Here is a 16,812-nt window from a genome sequence, read left to right as displayed (position 1 = left end):
CTTTGCAGGTTTGTCGGCCCGCCGTCAGTTGGCGGCGCAGAAATGGCGCTGCCCGTCATAACCCACGAAGGTGCCGCTGCTGGGGTCGAACGACCGGTAGCGGTTTTCGCAATAGCGGTACCATTCGGGGCTCCACGGCTCCATCGAGGCGCGATAGTAGACGCGCGGAGCTTCGCGGTAGACCGGCGCGGGACGGTAGTAGTCGCGGTCGGCATAGACCGGCTCGCGATAGACCGGGTAGGGCGCCGGGTAGACCGGTTCGCGATAGACCGGGCGCGGCGCGGCCGCACCGGCGATCAGCGCTCCGGTCGCAAGGCCCAGAACGCCGGCCGCGAGGAGTTCGCCGCCATTGTTGTGGTGCCGGTGGTGGCGCCAGCGTTCTCCCGCATTGGCGGGCATTGCGGCGAGCACGGTTGCCGCGACCAGGCTGGAAACAAGAGCATTCTTGACGATGCGGTTCATTGCAACAGTCTCCTTTTGCCGGGTAGATGGGGCGTTTCCGGCTTTCGGCAATAAAACTAGAAGCTTGTGGCTGAACGCAGGCTGAACAAGAAAATTCTTGTAACCGTTCGTTTCAGAACCGGCATTGCCAATGAAAAACAGCCCCACAAGGATGCGGGGCTGCAATTCGATTCCACGGCTCGTGAGGGAAAGTCAGACGACCGAGAGGTTGACGGCCTTCGGTCCCTTGCCGCGCTTGTCGGGCTCGGTATCGAAGGTCACCTTCTGCCCGTCCTCGAGACCCGGCAGGCCCGAAGCCTGGACGGCGGAGATGTGGACGAAGACGTCCTTCTCGCCGTCGTCGGGCGTGATGAACCCGAAGCCCTTGGCATGGTTGAAGAATTTGACGGTTCCGCTCTGGGGCATGGGAAAGCTCCTTATCTCCCATCGTTGCATGTGCAGGGACGGTAAGATCCCTCTGAGACTCGGTCCTTTACTGGGGGAGAAGAAACAGTTTCCTCGCGCCGGGATTTTGCCAAAACCCTCTCATTTCGCGTTCGGCCCGCCCTGCGCATATTGTTTTGGTTCTGCATTGTTATCGCAAATCCGGGGCATTCTATTCCAGTCTCCGGGCCGGCAAATGCCCGAACGGGCGAAACTGTCCTTCATTTTTTTGCGGCGGGCAAGAAAAAGATTCACGACGCTCTGCGGAAACGGAGAATGCCGGTCGTTTTGCCGGCGATCTACTGGCTTTTCTACCTGCTTGCACTATGTCTGCAGGGCGCCAGCGCGGTATCGAGTGCGGCCGCGGAGCTTTCCAACGGAAACTCCGCCATCGTCTCGAACGCGCTTCCGTCCGCCTCATTGCGTTCGGGAGTGACGTCGAAGACGAGGGATAGGTTCTTGCCCGCCTTCAGCGTCTCGATGAAATCGTCGCTGACGGAGGCCATGCCGTTCTGCATTTCCGACCCGGGGAAGAACAACACGGCCGCAGCGCCCGAGCCCGCCGCCACCAGCGGGAAGGTGCGGCCATCGATCCGCGCCTCGATCCTGCCGGGGATGTGGAAATATTTCGCCGGGTGATCTCCCTCGGCCGGCCGCACCGGCCCGCCGCGCGAATAGACCTCGACCAGATAGGGATCGCCGCAGGAGATGGCGAGCAACTCCATCGTGCTGTTGGTGGCTGCGGGCGCGACGATCGCGACGCCGTTGTCCAGCCGCCATTCGGCGAGCGCCGGCGTGGCGATCCCGAATGCCAGCAAGGCGATGACGGGCGGTTTCATGCGCCGATCCTGCGATGTCGGAAAGGGTTCGGCAAGCTATGCGGATGGATGAGCCCGGCGGGCCGCGTGAACCCGCCGGGCTATCCGCGTTTCGATCGTCCGCGCCGTTCAGCGGCCCAATGGAGTCGCGGGCGTCACGCAGCGGCGATAGAGATGCCAGGTGGCATGGCCGAGGATCGGCACGACCACCGCGAGGCCGGCGAAGAGCGGCAGGCTTCCGGCCACGAGCAGCGCCGCCACGATCAGGCCCCAGGCCGCCATCACCAGCGGGTTGGCAAGCACCACGCGCGCCGAGGTGTGGATCGCCGAATAGGCGCCGACATCGCGGTCGATGAGCAGCGGAAAGGCGATGACGGTGGTGCTGAGCACGATCACCGCGAATATGAAGCCGACCGCGTTGCCGATCACGATCAGCAGCCAGCCATTGGTGGTGCCGAACAGGTCGCTCACGAACTGGCCGATCGAGGCGGGCGGCATCGGCCCCATCAGCGAGGTGTAGAGGGCCTGGGCCACAAGCAGCCAGCTTATGAAGACGATGAAGAGCAGGATCCCCACGGCCGCGATCGAAGGCAGGGCGGGGGAGTGGCGCAGGTCGAAGGCGTGCCGCCAGGAAGCGTCCATCCCGAGCTCCCGGCGCCGGCTGATCTCATAGAGCCCGATCGCCGCGAAGGGACCGATCAGGGCGAAGCCGGAAGCCAGCGGAAACAGCAGCGGCAACGCGTTCGCGCCGGAAGTCCATGTGGCGAGAACGACGCCCATCAGCGGATAGATGAGACCGAGAAAGACGAGATGCGACGGCTTCGTCATGAAGTCGTCCAGTCCGGCACGCAGGCTGTCCGCGAGGTCCGAGAAACCAATGCGGCGAACCTGCGGATAGGACGGAGCTTCGTTTGCTCCGGCGATCACGTGGAAACTTGCCATGACCATTCCTCCAATCTTTGGGAGTGGTCACGGGTCCCTTCGGCCGTGCCTACAGCGAGGTTGTGGTCACGGCCCTATGGACCCACGACCCCTCGCGCCGGATCATAACGCAACCGGGGCCGGTTGTCGTCATTCCATATCGTTGGGGGAATCGCGCGTGTCCCCCCGTGTCCGCGCAAGCACTCCGCTCGGTCCGGAAGGAACAGGAGGCAGTCGAGGGGGCCAGCCTACCTCCCCGCCGACACGAGCAGGAACATCGGCCGGTCGCGTTCTTCCGCCCATTCGGGATGGTCGGCGAGTTGCTCGGCGCTGGGGCTCCATTCCTCCACATGGTGAATGGTGAAGCCGTTGGCGATCAGCGTGTTCAGCGTCGTGCCGATCGTGCGGTGGTGCTTCACCACGCCCTTGGCCAGCCAGTCGGTGACGCGCGGTCCCTCGATCGAATAGCCGTCGACGGGCCATGTTCGCCGGCCGTCCGCGGCGGTCACCCAGCCCGGATGCGTCGGTGCCATGTAGATCGGGTGTTCGATCGTGAAGACGAAGCGCGCGGCCGGCCGCAGTGCGCGGTGTACCGTCCTTGCCAGCCTGTCGAAATCCTCGACATAGTGGAAGGCCAGCGAGCTGTAGGCGAAATCGAAGGCGCCCTCGGGCAGTTCGAGCGCCTCCAGGTCCGCGATCGCGTATTCAACGGCGGGATCGTCGGTGTCGGTCCGCGCCCGCGCGATCATGTTTTCGGAAAGGTCGAGCCCGAGCACGTGGGCGGCTCCCCGCCGTCTCGCCCAGCGGCAGAACCAGCCGAAACCGCAGCCTAGGTCCACGACGCGCTTGTCTTTCATATCCGGAAGTATCGCCCGGATCGCGGGCCATTCCGCCGCGCCCTCCAGCCCATGCAGGGAGCGTTCCAACTGGCTGTATCCGGAAAAGAACTCCGGTTTGTCATAGATGTTCTGTGCCATTTTAGTGTCTTCTGAAGTTTCCGGCATGGATACTTGCGGTTGTGAATATCCGCCTCGTTCTCGACTTTACGTATCAAGGACAGGCGGGACGGTTCTCTTGCGCGGAGGCCTCTTTAACCGATTTCAGATTAGCAGCGGGCGGTCCATCTTGTCATTTTTGGCATTTCGTGCGATGTGTGCTTACGCTCGGGCATTTGCTGACCCGGAGACTGGACCGTTACGGACGACCTTTCCCCGACTTTGTGAACTCTCGACGGCCGCGACACTGTGCATGTAGCGCAGACGCAACAAACTAAAAAGGGAACAGGAGTTTTCCCATATGGCCCAGACCGGCACCGTAAAATTCTTCAACACCACCAAAGGCTTCGGCTTCATCACGCCGGATGGCGGCGCGAAGGACGTGTTCGTCCACATCTCCGCCGTTGAAGCCTCCGGCCTGCGCACTCTCGTCGACGGCCAGAAGGTTTCCTTCGACGTGGAGCCGGACCGCATGGGCAAGGGCCCCAAGGCGGTGAACCTCTCCGCGATGTGATTTTCCGCCGGCTCTATGGCCGGCAGGAATTCAAAGAGAAGGCGCTGCGAGCGATCGCGGCGCCTTTTCCGTTGGGCGATCCCCGCAACCCGGCGCCTTCGGCCGCGTTCTCTCCTCATGAACCATGGGAGAGAGCAATGCCGGACGAACTCACGGCCTTTGCCCTGAACTGCTCGCTGAAGGCGTCGCTGGACGAGGAAGCCTCCTCCACCGACAAGATGCTTTCCGACCTGCTCGACGCGCTGGAACCCTATCGGGTGACGGGCGAGATCGTGCGGGTGCTCGACCACGAGATCAAGCCGGGCGTCCTGTCCGATATGGGCGAGGGCGACGATTGGCCCGAACTGCGGCGCAAGATCGTGGAAGCCGATATCTTCATCCTCGGCACCCCGGTATGGATGGGCCAGCCGTCGAGCGTCGCGAAACGGGTGCTCGAGCGCCTCGACGCCTTCCTGTCGGAAACCGACGGCAACGGGCGCATGCCGGCGGCCGGAAAGGTCGCGCTGGTGGCGGTCGTCGGCAACGAGGACGGCGCGCACAATTGCCACGCCTGCTGTTTCCAGGCGCTCGCCGACGTCGGCTTCACCATTCCCGCCAATGCGGGCTGCTACTGGGTGGGCGAGGCGATGGGCAAGACGGACTACAAGGATCTGCCGAGAACGCCCGCCAAGGTGGGGCAGACGCTGGCCATGGCGGCATCGAACGCCGCGCATCTCGCGCGCCTTCTAAGGCGCGATCGGTTTCCCGGCGTGGAAGGATGACGCTTCGGCTGCGGCACGCGGCGGGTTGTCGTCATGACGAGCGACCGCCGCCGTTCGGATCTGATCGGCGGCGCTGGTTTCCGGCTTGGTAGCCGTCGCGGTCATACGGTGTGGCTCGGATCTTTCCTGATTTCCTCGAGCAATCCCGCATGCACCAGGTTCAGCGAGTGCCGGCGGCCCTGGCGATAGGCGTTCATCACGCGCTCGGCGATGGCGCGGCGGCGCGCAAGTTCGGCCGTTTTCACGCCGAGTTCGTCGCACACCGCTTCGAATGCCGATTGGATATGCGCAAGTTCGTCCGGCCGGTACACTTCTCCAGTGACACCGAACGGCCTTGCCTTCCCCGGTCGATTCATGACGGAGCTGGGCATCTCCAGATTCCTTCCCTGCCGGCGGAACCTTTTATCCGCCTTCTGCCCCTTATGCCCAAAACGAGTGTACGCCTTTCGATCTAGACATCAAGATGTAGAATATCGGGCCTCCTGATTCGCCTTTCCCGCTTTTTTCTGGATCGACATGCGCCGAAGTGTTAGCCGGGTAAGGGCTTGCAGGGGTGCGGGCCGTTCCAGGCGCGATCGCGCCGGCCTCCCCGGTGATGATGATTCAGCTCGCGGGACGATGCGGCAGGTAGACATTCCCATTTCCGGCTCATTCCAGGGTGGCGAAAGATGAGCGCGACGGTCTTTCTGGCCGTGCTCGCGGCCGCGGCGATGCACGCTTCCTGGAACGCGATGATCAAGGTGCGGCTCGACCGCTTCGCTTCGATCTCGCTGATGAGCTTCGCCATGGGCCTCGTGGTGCTGCCGCTCGTTCCCTTCGTGGCGTTTCCCAAAGGGGAGACCTGGCTGTGGATCGCGCTGTCGATGGTCTTCCACACCGGCTACAAATTCTTCCTCACCAAGGCCTACGAGACCGGCGATCTCGCCCAGTCCTATCCGCTGGCCCGCGGAACCGCGCCGCTCCTGACCACGATCGGCGGCGCCGTGCTCTTGGGCGAGTTGCCCGGCGGCGTCGCCGTTCTCGGCATTCTGCTTCTGTGCGCCGGCACTTTCCTGATGTCGTTTCGCGGCGGCGGCATCAACGGCTTGAGCAGGCGCGCGGTGGGCTTCGCGCTTCTCACCTCGGTCTTCGTCGCGAGCTACACGCTCACCGACGGTTCCGGCGCGCGGTCGGCGGCATCGGCCACGAGCTACGCGGTCTGGCTTTTCCTGCTCGACGCGGTCTGGTCGATCATATTCTGCGTGTGGTTGCGCGGCGCCCGGGTGATCCGCGTGATGCTTCCGGAATGGAAGAGCGGGCTTGCGGCCGGCCTGCTCGGCGCGGTCGCCTACTGGATCGCGATGTGGGCGATGACCAAGGCGCCGATCGCTTCGGTAGCCGCGCTGCGCGAGACCTCCATCCTCTTCGCCATGCTGCTTTCGGTGGCCGCCCTCGGCGAAACCATGACGCGCTGGCGCATCGCGGCAGCACTTCTCATCGTCGGCGGCGTGATCGCCCTGCGATTGGGATAAATTTTCGTCAAATCCGGTTTCGCGGCGGATATAATCTCGTCATTATCATTTGTTAGGGGGCTTCATTCTGTCACGAGGAATTTGATTCGATGAAGATTGCGGTTCTCGGTGGTGATGGCTTTATCGGTTGGCCCACCTGCCTCCACCTCTCCGACGCAGGTCACGAGATCCATATCCTGGATAACCTGTCGCGCCGCTGGATCGACACCGAACTGGGCGTCCAGTCGCTGACGCCGATGGATTCCATCCAGGAAAGGACGCGCATCTGGTATCAGGAGACCGGCCGGCGCATCCAGTTCCATCTGATCGATCTCGCCAAGGACTACGAGATCCTCAAAAACTGGCTGGCCGAGAACCGTCCGGACGCGGTCATTCATTTCGCCGAGCAGCGCGCCGCGCCCTATTCGATGAAATCCGACCGGCACAAGAACTACACGGTCAACAACAACGTCAACGCCACGCACAATCTGCTCAACGCGATGGTGGAGATCGGCCTCGACGCGCATCTCGTCCATCTCGGCACGATGGGCGTCTACGGCTATTCCACCGTCGGCGCGGCGATCCCCGAAGGCTATCTGCCGGTCGGCATCGACACCATGTCGGGCGAGACGGTGAAACAGGATATCCTCTATCCGGCCAATCCCGGCTCGATCTACCACATGACCAAATGCCTGGATCAGCTTCTCTTCCAGTTCTACGCGAAAAATGACGGGCTCCGTATCACCGACCTGCATCAGGGCATCGTCTGGGGCACGCACACCGAGCAGACGCGCCGTCACGTGCAGCTCATCAACCGCTTCGACTATGACGGCGACTACGGGACCGTGCTCAACCGCTTCCTGATCCAGGCGGCGATCGGTTATCCGCTGACGGTGCACGGCACCGGTGGCCAGACCCGCGCCTTCATCCATATCCAGGATTCCGTGCGTTGCATCGAGCTGGCGCTGAAAAGCCCGCCGGCGCGCGGCGACCAGGTGAAGATCTTCAACCAGATGACCGAGACCCACCGCGTGCGCGACCTCGCCGAGATGGTCGCGCGCATCGCCGGCGGCAAGGTCGCCTACCTGCCGAACCCGCGCAAGGAGGCCGCCGAAAACGACCTCGTCGTCAAAAACGACCAGTTCCTCGCACTCGGTCTCAATCCAATCACCCTCGAGGAGGGGCTGCTGGAGGAGGTGATCGACGTGGCCAAGAAATACGCCTATCGCGTCGACCGCAGCCGGATCCCGGCTGTTTCGGCGTGGACCAAGGACATCGAGCCGACGATCGACCGCGATCCGGAGGGCAAGCGGCTGAAGAGCGTGAGCTAGCACAACCGGAAACGTTTGTGCCTGCTGCTCCAATGACACGCCACGCCTACGTCACCCTCGTCACCAACGCCGACTATGCGCTCGGCGCGACGGCGCTGGTGCGCTCCTTGAAACTGACGGGCACGACGACCGACATCGTCGTCCTTCACACGGGCGGCGTTGCCGACGATGCTCTGCGCCCGCTCGCCGCGCTCGGCGCACGGCTGGAAAGGGCGGAGCTGCTGCCCACTTCCGAGGCCTTCAACGAGCGCCACCAGCGCGCGAGGCTGCACGCCAACGCCCCTTTCACCAAGGGCAACAAGCCGGCCTTCCACACGCCGCTCGACAATTTTGCCAAGCTGCGCCTCTGGCAGCTCGAGCGGTACGAGAAGATCGTCTTCATCGACGCCGACGCGATCGTCATCCGCAACGTCGACAGGCTCTTCGGCTATCCGGAATTCTCCGCCGCGCCGAATGTCTACGAGACGCTCGCCGATTTCCACCGGCTGAATTCCGGCGTCTTCGTCGCCAAGCCGTCGCGGGCGACCTTCGAGGCGATGCTCGCGCGGCTCGACGCGCCGGACGCCTTCTGGCCGCGCACGGACCAGACCTTCCTGCAGGCCTTCTTTCCGGATTGGCATGGTCTGCCGGTGTTCTTCAACATGCTGCAATATGTCTGGTTCAACCTGCCCGAGCTTTGGGACTGGAAGTCGGTTTCGGTGATCCACTACCAGTATGAAAAGCCATGGGAGGCGAACCATCCCAGGGCCGACCGGGTAAAGCCGCTGATCGAGTTGTGGCGCGCCTATGCGACGGGCGAGGGGATTCCCGACATTTCCACGCTCGCCAATCCGGGGGCTGCGCGATGAACGGTCCCGTCACGCTGGTCTCCGGAGGCACCGGCTTCGTCGGCCGCTTCGTCGTCGACGGACTGCTCGCCCGCGGGCATCGGGTGACGGTGTTCGGCCGGCGGCCGCCGGGGCCCGACTTTTTCGTCGGACCGGTGCGCTTCGTCGAGGGCGAACTCAATCCCGATCTCGATCAGGAGCCCGCCTTCGAAGGCGTCGAATTCTTCGTCCACGCGGCTTTCGACCATCTGCCCGGCCTCTATCGCGGCGGGGAGGGCGACGATCCGGCGGGCTTTCGCGAGCGCAATGTCCGCGGCTCCAACAGACTGTTCGACGATGCCCGCCGCGCCGGCGTGCGCCGCGCCGTCTTTCTCTCCAGCCGCGCCGTCTACGGCACGCAGCCGCCCGGCATGGAGCTCGAAGAGGAGACGCGGCCGCATCCCGATACGCTCTATGGCGATGTCAAGCTCGCCGTCGAACGGCAGTTGAAGTCGCTGAGCGACGAGGGTTTCGCCGGCGCCAGCCTGCGCATTACCGGTGTCTATGGCCAGGCCGGCCCCGGCCGCGAGGACAAGTGGACGCCGCTCATTCGGGCATGGCTCGAAGGCCAGGCGATCGAGCCGCGCGCCGGCACGGAGGTGCATGGCGAGGATGTCGCCGCAGCGGTCGAGCTGATGCTTTCGCTGTCGGAAGAGGCGGTGCGTGGCCAGGCTTTCAACGTCTCGGACATCCTGGTCGACAACAGCGACATCCTGTCGGTCGCCGCCCGCGTCACCGACTGCGCGAACGCTCTTCCCGCGCCGGCGGACGTCTCGCGCCTCAACGTCATGAACACCGAGCGGCTGCGCGCGCTCGGCTGGCAGCCGGGCGGCATGAGGCGCTTCCAGTCGACCGTGCAGACGCTCATAGAGCGCATCGTCAAGGACGGCCAGCCTGGCTGAGCTCGTTCCTCGCAAACGGATTCAACCTGTTCATGCGTTGATTCAAGTCGCTGCCGGGTTGAATCAACTGATTGACGAGCAGAATCCCGTTCTGCCGACAACCCTTTGAAATCACGGGAAAAGCGGTGTCTCCGTCATTTCCAGGTGCAGCGCCTGGCCATCCCACGGATGGGCATCGCACACCGCCTCGTCGAGTTCGACGCCAAGGCCGGGCTCCGTCGATGGAATGACCCAGCCATCCTGCCATTCGATCTTCTTCCCGAGAAGCCTGGCGTGGAAGCCGTCCCACTGCTTCAGCGATTCCAGGATCAGGAAGTTCGGCAGGGTGACGGCGAGCTGGATGTTCGCCGCGCCGACGATCGGTCCGCAATAGCAATGCGGCGCGATCTGGATGTGATGGGCCTCCGCCATCGCCGCGATCTTCTTCGTTTCCAGTATGCCGCCGGAGCGGCCGAGATCGGGCTGGAGAATGGCCGCCGCGCGCTGTTCGATCACGCGGGCGAATTCCCATTTGGTCGTCAGCCTTTCGCCGGTCGCGATCGGGATCGAGGTGCCGCGCGCCACCTCGGCCATCACCTCGGGCATGTCCGGCGGCACCGGCTCCTCGAACCAGAGCGGGTCGTAGGGTTCGATCGCGCGCGCCATGCGCAGCGCGCCGGCGGCGGTGAACTGGCCGTGCGTGCCGAAGAGGATGTCGGCGCCGGCGCCGACCGCCTCGCGGATCGCCTTCATCATGCGCGCGGAAAGATCGATGTCGGCGAGACGCGGCTGGTGGCCGTCGAAGGCGGTGTAGGGGCCGGCCGGATCGAGCTTCACGGCGTTGAAGCCCTGGGCCACATATTCGGCGGCGCAGGCGGCGGCAAGATCGGGATCGTTGTAGACGTTCTTCTCCGGGTTGTCGGCCTCGGCCGGCACCGCGCTTCCCGTCTGCGGATAGAGATAGGTGTAGGAGCGCAGCCGCTCGTGCACCTGGCCGCCGAGCAGCTTGTAGACCGGCTTGCCGGCCTCCTTGCCGATGATGTCCCAACAGGCGATCTCCAGCGCCGAGACGCATCCCATCATGGAAATGTCGGGGCGCTGCGAGAAGCCGGAGGAATAGGCGCGGCGGAAGAAGGTTTCGATGTCGTGCGGATCGCGGCCGACGAGGTAGCGCCCGGCGCAATCCTCGATCATCCGCGCCGTGAGGTGCGGGCCGAAGGTGGCGCTGTAGGCTTCGCCGTAGCCCGCCACGCCGCTATCGGTCGTCAGCTTCACGAAAATGAAGTAGCGCCCGCCGATGCCCGGCGGCGGATTGCCGACCACCCAGGTCTTCACGTCGGTGATTTTCATGCGGGCTCTCCCTTGGAATACTTACCTGCTCTCAATACCCCCTCCGGCCTTTCGGGCCGCTGCTCCCGCTTCGCAGGGCAGGAGCAGGCGTCGCGGCCGCCCGCAACCTGGATCCTCGCCGTTTACGGGGGAGGAGGACCGCCGAAGGCGGTGGAGGGGGCAACCGGCCTCATACATCCTCCAACACCATGTCCGCTCCCTTCCAGCCGGTCATGATCGCGGCGGCGTTGGTGTTGCCGGAAATCACGCTCGGAAAGACCGAGGCGTCGACGACGCGCAGGCCCTCGACACCGTGGACCTCGAGCCGGGGCGAGACGACGGCGCCTGCCGCGTCCGGTCCCATGCGGCAGGTCGAGACCGGGTGATAGACCGTGCCGGAGCGCCTGCGGAAATCCTCGATCAGCGCCTCGTCGGACGCGATCGAAGGTCCGGGCAGCACCTCCTCCTCGATCATCTCCGACATGGCGCGGGTGGCGGCCAGTCTTCTCAGGAATTTCACGGCGTCGAGCATCTCGGCCACATCGTGATCGGTCGAGAAGGCGTTCGCAACGATTTTCGGCGGCGCGAGCGGATCGTTCGAGCGGATCGCGATCGATCCCCGGCTGGTCGGACGGCAGTTCGACAGGCCCATCGAGAAACCCGGCCACGGATCGGGCGAAAGGATCGGCCGTTCGCCGGGTCTGGGCAGCACCGTCGAAAAAGCCTGGAAATAGAGCTGCATGTTGGGTCGGGTCTGCGACGGATCGGTACGGAAAAAGCCGCCGCCCTGATTCATGCTCATCGACAGCGGGCCGTCGCGCAGCAGGAGATAGCGCGATCCGGCGGCGAGCTTGCCCCACCACGGCCGCAGGTTCTGGTTGAGCGTCGGTGTCCTCGCCTTCCAGGTGTAGTTGATCCCCTGATGATCCTGGAGATGCGCGCCGACATTCGAATTGTGGTGGAGAACCGGAATTTCCAGCCCTTGCAGCAACTCGCCGGGACCTATGCCCGAAAGCTGCAGCAGTTGCGGCGAGTTGATCGAGCCGGCGCTTATGATGACCTCGCGGCCGGCACGGGCCTGACAGCTCCGCCCCTTGCGGGAATACTCGACGCCGACCGCCCGCTTACCCGCGAACAGGATTCTCGTCGCCAGCGCATGGGTTTCCACGCGGACGTTCGCGCGCTTCATCGCCGGCCGCAGGAAGGCGCGCGCCGCCGACATGCGGCGGCCGTCGCGCGTGGTGATCTGGTAGACGCCGACGCCCTCCTGCGAGGCGCCGTTGAAGTCCGCGTTGCGGCGCAGGCCCAGTTCCTCCGCCGCGGCGATATAGCGTCCGCAGAGCGGATGCACGAAACGGGTCAGGTCGCTGACATGCACCGGACCGTCGCGCCCGCGCCATTCGTCCGCGCCGGCTTCGTTGTTCTCCAGCGCCTTGAAGGCGGGAAGCACGTCGTCATAGCCCCAGCCGACATTGCCGGCGTCGCGCCATTCGTCGAAATCCTCGCGCTGGCCGCGTATCCAGACCATGGCGTTGATCGAGCTCGATCCGCCCAGAAGCTTGCCGCGCGGCCAGTGGTCCTCATTGCCGGCAAGGCCGGGATCGGGCTCGGCCCTGTAATTCCAGTTCACCCTCGGATCGAAGAAGGTCTTGCCGTAGCCGAGCGGCATCTGCACGAAGAAGCGGCGGTCGGTGCCGCCGGCCTCCAGCACCAGCACCGAATGCCTGCCGCTTGCCGAAAGCCGCTCGGCCAGAACCGATCCGGCGGAACCGGAGCCGACGATGATGAAGTCGTATGTCTGCGCGATTTCCGGCAAGGCTAGCCTCCTTCCCTACCGGCACTCTAGCGCCGGCCGCCACCGCCCGTCAGGCCGGCTTTCCGTCATGCCTTGTGAAAATTGCGACCGCCCGCTAGGTGGAAGGGAAGAAACGCAAGCCGAGGGGGAGTGCCACCCATGAACCGCAACGACGTCAATCCGGTGGGCGAGCTCACCCTGCGCACGCTGGCGATGCCGGCCGATGCCAACGCGGCGGGCGACATCTTCGGCGGCTGGGTGATGGCGCAGATGGACCTTGCCTGCGGCATCCGCGCGGCGGAACGCGCCAGGGGCCGCGTCGTCACCGCCGCCGTCAAGGAGATGTCGTTCGCCAAGCCGATGAAGATCGGCGACACGCTCTGCATCTATATCGACATCACCAGGATCGGCCGCACCTCGATGACCCTGCGCGTCGAGGCCTGGGCGCAGCGCTATCTCTCCGATCTGATGGAACGGGTGACGCATGCCGATTTCATCATGGTCGCCCTTGACGAAACCGGCAGGCCGAAGCCGGTGCCGGCGGAATAGCAAGAATGACAACACGGGAGCGAGCAATGCTGTCCAAGGCGAAAATCGGCAATATCTGCTATTATGTGAGCGATATCGACCGGACCGAGGCGTTCTACCGTGATGTCGTCGGTCTCGACGTCCAGCGCATGGGCGACGACGGAAGCGGCAACGACTGGCTGATGGCCAGCATTCCCGACAATATCGACCTGATCTTCTTCAAGCTGGATTCGCGTCCGGGCAACACGCCCATCATCGTCTTCGATCTCGCGGAAGGCGGTATCGACGACGTGGTCGCCGGGCTCGCGGGGAAAGGCGCGACCATCGTCACGCCGGTGAGCCCGGCCCCGGGCGGCTGGTCGGCCGATTTCGCCGACCCCGACGGTCATGCGATATCGCTCTACCAGTCCGAGGACATGCCGCGAAGCAAGGGCTGAACCGATCGCCGCCTACGCGGCCTCGGAGATCTTGTCGAATTTCGCCCGCGCGGCGTTGATGCGCCCGGCATTCTGCCTGGCCCATTCGCCGAGCGCGCGGACGGGCACCAGAAGGTCGCGCCCGAGATCGGTCAGTTCGTAGTCCACGCGGGGCGGGATCGTCGGATAGACGGTCCTCGTCACGAAACCGTCGCGCTCAAGCCCGCGCAGGGTCGTCGTCAGCATCTTCTGCGAGATGTTGCCGATCATCTTGCGCAACTCGTTGAAGCGTAGCGGCCCGCCGCCAAGGAACTCCACCACGAGTACGGTCCATTTGTCGCCGATCCGCGAGAGCACGTCGCTCACCGCCCTGCAATCCTCGGTTCTGTGTTGGTGACTAAGTGTCAACAAAGTGCCTCCTTGTGCAGTGCAAAACCGGTCTCTTATATAGCCCCAGTATCCAACGGATACCAGATTTATCGGAAAGGGAATAAATCAAATGGCAAAGCCGAAAATTGGGGTGATCATAGGTTCGACCCGTCCGGGCCGCTTCGCGGACAAGCCGGCGGAGTGGATCGCCGAACGCGCCGCGGCGCGTGGCGATTTCGACGTCGAGATCATAGACCTGCGCGACTATCCGATGCCGTTCTTCGACGAGGAACGCTCGCCGGCATGGGCGCCGTCCAAGAGCGAAGTCGCCCAGAAGTGGCAGAAGAAGATCGACGAGCTCGACGGCTACATCTTCCTCGCCGCCGAATACAATCACGGCCCGACCGCCGTCCTGAAGAACGCGATCGACTACGCATTCAACGAATGGTCGCGCAAGCCCGCCGCCTTCGTCGGCTATGGCGGCGTCGGCGGCGCCCGCGCGGTCGAGCAGCTTCGCCTGCACGCGGTCGAGGTCGAGATGACCCCGATCCGCGTCGGCGTCCATATCCTGTGGCCGGACTACATGGCCGTCACGCAGGGCACGGCGCTCGGCGAGATCGAGCACCTCAACACCAGCGCCGACACGATGCTCGATCAGTTCACCTGGTGGGTGAACGCGCTGAAGACGGCGCGCGACAAGGACGCGGCGACGGCGAAGGCCGCCTGAAACGCCTGATTTCGACTTGCGGGCGGCGCGGGGATCATCCTCGCGCCGCTTTCGCGTTTTGGGATGCTACCTGCCGAGGCTCTGGCGGTGAATTCCGGTGATGCGGCTCGCGAGGATCTTGTCGATCCGCCTCCCGTCGAGATCGACGACCTCGAAGCGCCAGCCGAGCGTCTTCACGTGTTCGCCGACCTTCGGCAGATGGTTCAATTCCGACAGGACGAAACCGGCAAGGGTCTCGTAGTCGCGATTCTGGGGCAGGGAAATGCCCAGCGTCTCGGCCATCTCGTCGGCCGGCATGAAACCGGCGAGCAGCCAGGAGCCGTCCTCGCGCTCCACCGCACTGGGCTCCTCGCCTTCTTCCAGGTCCGATTTGAAGACGCCGGCGATGGTTTCCAATATGTCGGCCGGCGTCACGATGCCTTCGAAATCCCCATACTCGTCGTGAACGAGCGCGAGCGGCGTTTCCGCTTCGCGCAGCGTCGTCAGCACGTCGAGCGCGTCGGCATAGTCGTGGACGACTGGCGCGGTCTTGAGATGGTCGCGCAGCTCGAAGCTCCGCCGCATGTTGAGGGCCGCGAGCGCCTCGCGCGTCCTGATCACGCCGACCATGTTGTCGACGCTGCCCTCGGCCGCCGGCAGCATGGAATGATTCGTCTCCAGGAGCCGCTTCCTGACGTTCGCCTTGGTATCCGACAGATCGATCCAGTCGACCTCGGTGCGCGGCGTCATGATGGCGCGTACGCTGCGGTCGGCAAGGCGCATGACGCCCGCGATCATCCTGCGCTCGTCGCTTTCGACCACGCCATGGCTTTCCGCCTCGGCGATGAGGCTGGCGATCTCCTCGTCGGTGACCTTGGTGCCGCTTTCCTCGTGCTGGCCCAACAGGCGCAGCACGATGCGGCCGGAGATGTCGAGCAGCCAGACGAGCGGCGCCGCAACCACCGAAAGGAGGTGCATCAGCGGCGCGACCTTGGCTGCTATGGCCTCGGGATTGCGCAGGGCGATCTGCTTGGGCACCAGCTCGCCGATGATCAGCGAGCCATAGGTGATGATCGCGACGACCGCGCCGACGCCGAGCGTGCTCGCTGCGCCGCTCGACATGCCGGCGTCGACGAGCCAGGCCGACAGGCGCAGGCCGAGCGTGGCGCCGGAGAAGGCGCCGGAGAGTACGCCCACCAGCGTGATTCCGATCTGGACGGTGGAGAGGAAGCGTCCGGGATGGGAGGCGAGCTTCGCGGCGCGCTCCGCTCCGCTCTCGCCTCGTTCGGCCATCGCCTTGAGCCGCGCGGGGCGGGACGAGACGACGGCGAGTTCGGACATGGCCAGGAGGCCGTTGACGCAGATGAGGACGACGACGATTGCAATTTCAAGGAGCATGGAAGTTGCAATAGCATTCATCGGGGCGGGTTGCGAAGAGCTATTTCGTACCCGCCAGACACGGCAGCCCTTCGCGGAAGGCGGGAACCAGCAGCCCGACGGTCGCCGTGCCGTCGGTGAAATAGGGATCGCCGCCGCCGTTGCGTCCCTTGCGTGTTGCTCCGACGCCCGCGATGCGCTGCGTCGACAGGAGCGCGCATGCCTTTTCGAGGTCGGCGATCAGGAGATCGCGCTCCGCGTCCACGTCCGGTCCGATGTGATGGGTGATCTGTCCCGTGTCGTGGCTGATGCCGACGCCCCGGTCGAAGCTTGCGGCGCCCAGCCACAGCGAGCTGCCGAGCCTGCTGCTCGCCTGCCAGAACCGGACATGGTGCCGCCGGTCGGCGCTTTCTCCCGCTGCCTTCTCGAAGGCGAGGTCCTGCGGGCGTCCTTCGAACAGCAGCGTGCTCACCGGCGCCCGCGCGTATGGGCGGTCGAGCACCACGCTAATGCCGATCTCGATGCTGGAGCGCAGCGTCACCGGATCGGCGGGATGCCAGCCCGCCGCCGCCATCGCGTTCAAGATATCGCCGTGCAGTCCGATCAGGCCGACATTGATCGGGTCGCCCGGAATACCTTGCTGCGTGTGCGTCACCATTTCGGAAGGCTCCCTGTTCAGGTCGCCCTCGTAGAGCTCCCACACGAAGGGGAGGAACAGATAGGCGGCGAGCAGATAGAGCGCGACGAGGCCGAGCACCGCCGTGGCCGCCGTCCGGAACCACCGACGGCGCCGTTTGATGGCCAAGGGTCCAGGCTCGCCGCTCATGCCG

At 64.5% G+C, this 16,812-nt stretch carries 20 protein-coding genes; 9 read left to right on the top strand and 11 right to left on the bottom strand.

Annotated features, from left to right (window positions below):
• Positions 1-24: 24 nt before the first annotated feature.
• The 5 genes from XW59_RS08745 to XW59_RS08725 all read right to left on the bottom strand — a co-directional run bounded on the left by XW59_RS08745 (position 25) and on the right by XW59_RS08725 (position 3,601).
• Positions 25-462: a BA14K family protein gene (locus XW59_RS08745; protein ID WP_047143931.1), complete on the bottom strand. Its 438-nt coding sequence runs from the start codon at positions 460-462 to the stop codon at positions 25-27.
• A 192-nt stretch (positions 463-654) separates the two neighbouring features.
• The gene (locus XW59_RS08740) at positions 655-867 is read right to left on the bottom strand and encodes a cold-shock protein (RefSeq protein ID WP_047143932.1); all 213 of its coding nucleotides are present in this window, start codon (positions 865-867) and stop codon (positions 655-657) included.
• Positions 868-1,196: 329 nt separating this feature from the next.
• The gene (locus XW59_RS08735; protein ID WP_047143933.1) at positions 1,197-1,724 is read right to left on the bottom strand and encodes a hypothetical protein; all 528 of its coding nucleotides are present in this window, start codon (positions 1,722-1,724) and stop codon (positions 1,197-1,199) included.
• Positions 1,725-1,832: 108 nt separating this feature from the next.
• Positions 1,833-2,645: a DUF2189 domain-containing protein gene (locus XW59_RS08730; protein ID WP_047144451.1), complete on the bottom strand. Its 813-nt coding sequence runs from the start codon at positions 2,643-2,645 to the stop codon at positions 1,833-1,835.
• Between the two features lie 227 nt (positions 2,646-2,872).
• Entirely contained in the window at positions 2,873-3,601 is a 729-nt protein-coding gene (locus XW59_RS08725; RefSeq protein ID WP_047143934.1) for a class I SAM-dependent methyltransferase, read from the bottom strand.
• A gap of 319 nt (positions 3,602-3,920) precedes the next feature.
• On the opposite strand from XW59_RS08725, the gene XW59_RS08720 reads away from it, so the two are divergent.
• Positions 3,921-4,133 carry a cold-shock protein gene (locus tag XW59_RS08720; protein ID WP_047143935.1) on the top strand — a complete coding sequence of 71 codons (213 nt, stop codon included), beginning with the start codon at positions 3,921-3,923 and terminating at the stop codon, positions 4,131-4,133.
• A gap of 137 nt (positions 4,134-4,270) precedes the next feature.
• Entirely contained in the window at positions 4,271-4,894 is a 624-nt protein-coding gene (locus XW59_RS08715; RefSeq protein WP_047143936.1) for an NAD(P)H-dependent oxidoreductase, read from the top strand.
• A gap of 101 nt (positions 4,895-4,995) precedes the next feature.
• Here XW59_RS08715 and XW59_RS08710 read toward each other — a convergent pair whose 3' ends face one another.
• Positions 4,996-5,265 carry a hypothetical protein gene (locus XW59_RS08710; RefSeq protein WP_136067984.1) on the bottom strand — a complete coding sequence of 90 codons (270 nt, stop codon included), beginning with the start codon at positions 5,263-5,265 and terminating at the stop codon, positions 4,996-4,998.
• A 297-nt stretch (positions 5,266-5,562) separates the two neighbouring features.
• Between XW59_RS08710 and XW59_RS08705 the strand changes: the two genes are divergently transcribed.
• From XW59_RS08705 to XW59_RS08690, 4 genes are all read left to right on the top strand, one after another.
• On the top strand, positions 5,563-6,405 hold the full coding sequence (locus XW59_RS08705) for an EamA family transporter (RefSeq protein ID WP_047143937.1): 843 nt from the start codon (positions 5,563-5,565) through the stop codon (positions 6,403-6,405).
• An 89-nt stretch (positions 6,406-6,494) separates the two neighbouring features.
• Complete coding sequence (locus XW59_RS08700; protein ID WP_047143938.1) at positions 6,495-7,715, top strand: NAD-dependent epimerase/dehydratase family protein; 1,221 nt, start codon at positions 6,495-6,497, stop codon at positions 7,713-7,715.
• 32 nt (positions 7,716-7,747) lie between these two features.
• Entirely contained in the window at positions 7,748-8,563 is an 816-nt protein-coding gene (locus tag XW59_RS08695) for a glycosyltransferase (protein ID WP_047143939.1), read from the top strand.
• Entirely contained in the window at positions 8,560-9,483 is a 924-nt protein-coding gene (locus tag XW59_RS08690; RefSeq protein ID WP_047143940.1) for an NAD(P)-dependent oxidoreductase, read from the top strand. Before XW59_RS08695 ends, XW59_RS08690 begins: the two co-directional genes overlap by 4 nt.
• A 111-nt stretch (positions 9,484-9,594) precedes the next feature.
• Here the strand turns inward: XW59_RS08690 and XW59_RS08685 are convergent, their stop codons facing one another.
• Positions 9,595-10,812, bottom strand: a complete 1,218-nt coding sequence (locus XW59_RS08685) for a mandelate racemase/muconate lactonizing enzyme family protein (protein WP_047143941.1) — start codon at positions 10,810-10,812, stop codon at positions 9,595-9,597.
• Between the two features lie 169 nt (positions 10,813-10,981).
• A complete protein-coding gene (locus tag XW59_RS08680) occupies positions 10,982-12,607 on the bottom strand; it encodes a GMC family oxidoreductase N-terminal domain-containing protein (RefSeq protein ID WP_246666033.1) in 1,626 nt (541 codons plus the stop codon).
• A gap of 138 nt (positions 12,608-12,745) precedes the next feature.
• Here XW59_RS08680 and XW59_RS08675 point away from each other — a divergent pair, with 138 nt between their 5' ends.
• Positions 12,746-13,135 (top strand): acyl-CoA thioesterase, encoded by a 390-nt coding sequence (locus XW59_RS08675; RefSeq protein WP_047143942.1) that lies wholly within the window; start codon positions 12,746-12,748, stop codon positions 13,133-13,135.
• A 26-nt stretch (positions 13,136-13,161) separates the two neighbouring features.
• A complete protein-coding gene (locus tag XW59_RS08670; protein WP_047143943.1) occupies positions 13,162-13,551 on the top strand; it encodes a VOC family protein in 390 nt (129 codons plus the stop codon).
• Positions 13,552-13,563: 12 nt separating this feature from the next.
• On the opposite strand, the gene XW59_RS08665 is transcribed toward XW59_RS08670, so the two are convergent.
• Entirely contained in the window at positions 13,564-13,938 is a 375-nt protein-coding gene (locus tag XW59_RS08665) for a helix-turn-helix domain-containing protein (protein ID WP_047143944.1), read from the bottom strand.
• 91 nt (positions 13,939-14,029) lie between these two features.
• On the opposite strand from XW59_RS08665, the gene XW59_RS08660 reads away from it, so the two are divergent.
• Complete coding sequence (locus XW59_RS08660) at positions 14,030-14,626, top strand: NAD(P)H-dependent oxidoreductase (RefSeq protein WP_047143945.1); 597 nt, start codon at positions 14,030-14,032, stop codon at positions 14,624-14,626.
• Positions 14,627-14,692: 66 nt separating this feature from the next.
• On the opposite strand, the gene XW59_RS08655 is transcribed toward XW59_RS08660, so the two are convergent.
• Together XW59_RS08655 and XW59_RS08650 are read right to left on the bottom strand one after the other, a co-directional pair.
• Positions 14,693-16,003, bottom strand: a complete 1,311-nt coding sequence (locus tag XW59_RS08655; protein ID WP_047143946.1) for a hemolysin family protein — start codon at positions 16,001-16,003, stop codon at positions 14,693-14,695.
• Positions 16,004-16,043: 40 nt separating this feature from the next.
• Positions 16,044-16,700 (bottom strand): LssY C-terminal domain-containing protein, encoded by a 657-nt coding sequence (locus XW59_RS08650; RefSeq protein WP_246666041.1) that lies wholly within the window; start codon positions 16,698-16,700, stop codon positions 16,044-16,046.
• Positions 16,701-16,812: the final 112 nt, after the last annotated feature.

It is taken from the genome of Aquamicrobium sp. LC103, assembly GCF_001014615.2.
In the GTDB taxonomy this organism is placed as follows: Bacteria; Pseudomonadota; Alphaproteobacteria; order Rhizobiales; family Rhizobiaceae; genus LBCQ02.
Note: the sequence above shows the minus strand (reverse complement) of the source record. Positions and strands in the feature narration are given on the sequence as shown.

Excerpts from the sequence above, each read along its gene's own strand:
- XW59_RS08745 (WP_047143931.1), bottom strand. The coding sequence starts at position 462 with ATGAACCGCATCGTCAAGAATGCTCTTGTTTCCAGCCTGGTCGCGGCA.
- XW59_RS08655 (WP_047143946.1), bottom strand. The coding sequence starts at position 16,003 with ATGCTCCTTGAAATTGCAATCGTCGTCGTCCTCATCTGCGTCAACGGC.
- XW59_RS08695 (WP_047143939.1), top strand. The coding sequence starts at position 7,748 with ATGACACGCCACGCCTACGTCACCCTCGTCACCAACGCCGACTATGCG.
- XW59_RS08740 (WP_047143932.1), bottom strand. The coding sequence starts at position 867 with ATGCCCCAGAGCGGAACCGTCAAATTCTTCAACCATGCCAAGGGCTTC.
- XW59_RS08690 (WP_047143940.1), top strand. The coding sequence starts at position 8,560 with ATGAACGGTCCCGTCACGCTGGTCTCCGGAGGCACCGGCTTCGTCGGC.
- XW59_RS08720 (WP_047143935.1), top strand. The coding sequence starts at position 3,921 with ATGGCCCAGACCGGCACCGTAAAATTCTTCAACACCACCAAAGGCTTC.
- XW59_RS08670 (WP_047143943.1), top strand. The coding sequence starts at position 13,162 with ATGCTGTCCAAGGCGAAAATCGGCAATATCTGCTATTATGTGAGCGAT.
- XW59_RS08685 (WP_047143941.1), bottom strand. The coding sequence starts at position 10,812 with ATGAAAATCACCGACGTGAAGACCTGGGTGGTCGGCAATCCGCCGCCG.
- XW59_RS08715 (WP_047143936.1), top strand. The coding sequence starts at position 4,271 with ATGCCGGACGAACTCACGGCCTTTGCCCTGAACTGCTCGCTGAAGGCG.
- XW59_RS08730 (WP_047144451.1), bottom strand. The coding sequence starts at position 2,645 with ATGGCAAGTTTCCACGTGATCGCCGGAGCAAACGAAGCTCCGTCCTAT.
- XW59_RS08725 (WP_047143934.1), bottom strand. The coding sequence starts at position 3,601 with ATGGCACAGAACATCTATGACAAACCGGAGTTCTTTTCCGGATACAGC.
- XW59_RS08700 (WP_047143938.1), top strand. The coding sequence starts at position 6,495 with ATGAAGATTGCGGTTCTCGGTGGTGATGGCTTTATCGGTTGGCCCACC.
- XW59_RS08675 (WP_047143942.1), top strand. The coding sequence starts at position 12,746 with ATGAACCGCAACGACGTCAATCCGGTGGGCGAGCTCACCCTGCGCACG.
- XW59_RS08710 (WP_136067984.1), bottom strand. The coding sequence starts at position 5,265 with ATGCCCAGCTCCGTCATGAATCGACCGGGGAAGGCAAGGCCGTTCGGT.
- XW59_RS08660 (WP_047143945.1), top strand. The coding sequence starts at position 14,030 with ATGGCAAAGCCGAAAATTGGGGTGATCATAGGTTCGACCCGTCCGGGC.
- XW59_RS08705 (WP_047143937.1), top strand. The coding sequence starts at position 5,563 with ATGAGCGCGACGGTCTTTCTGGCCGTGCTCGCGGCCGCGGCGATGCAC.
- XW59_RS08735 (WP_047143933.1), bottom strand. The coding sequence starts at position 1,724 with ATGAAACCGCCCGTCATCGCCTTGCTGGCATTCGGGATCGCCACGCCG.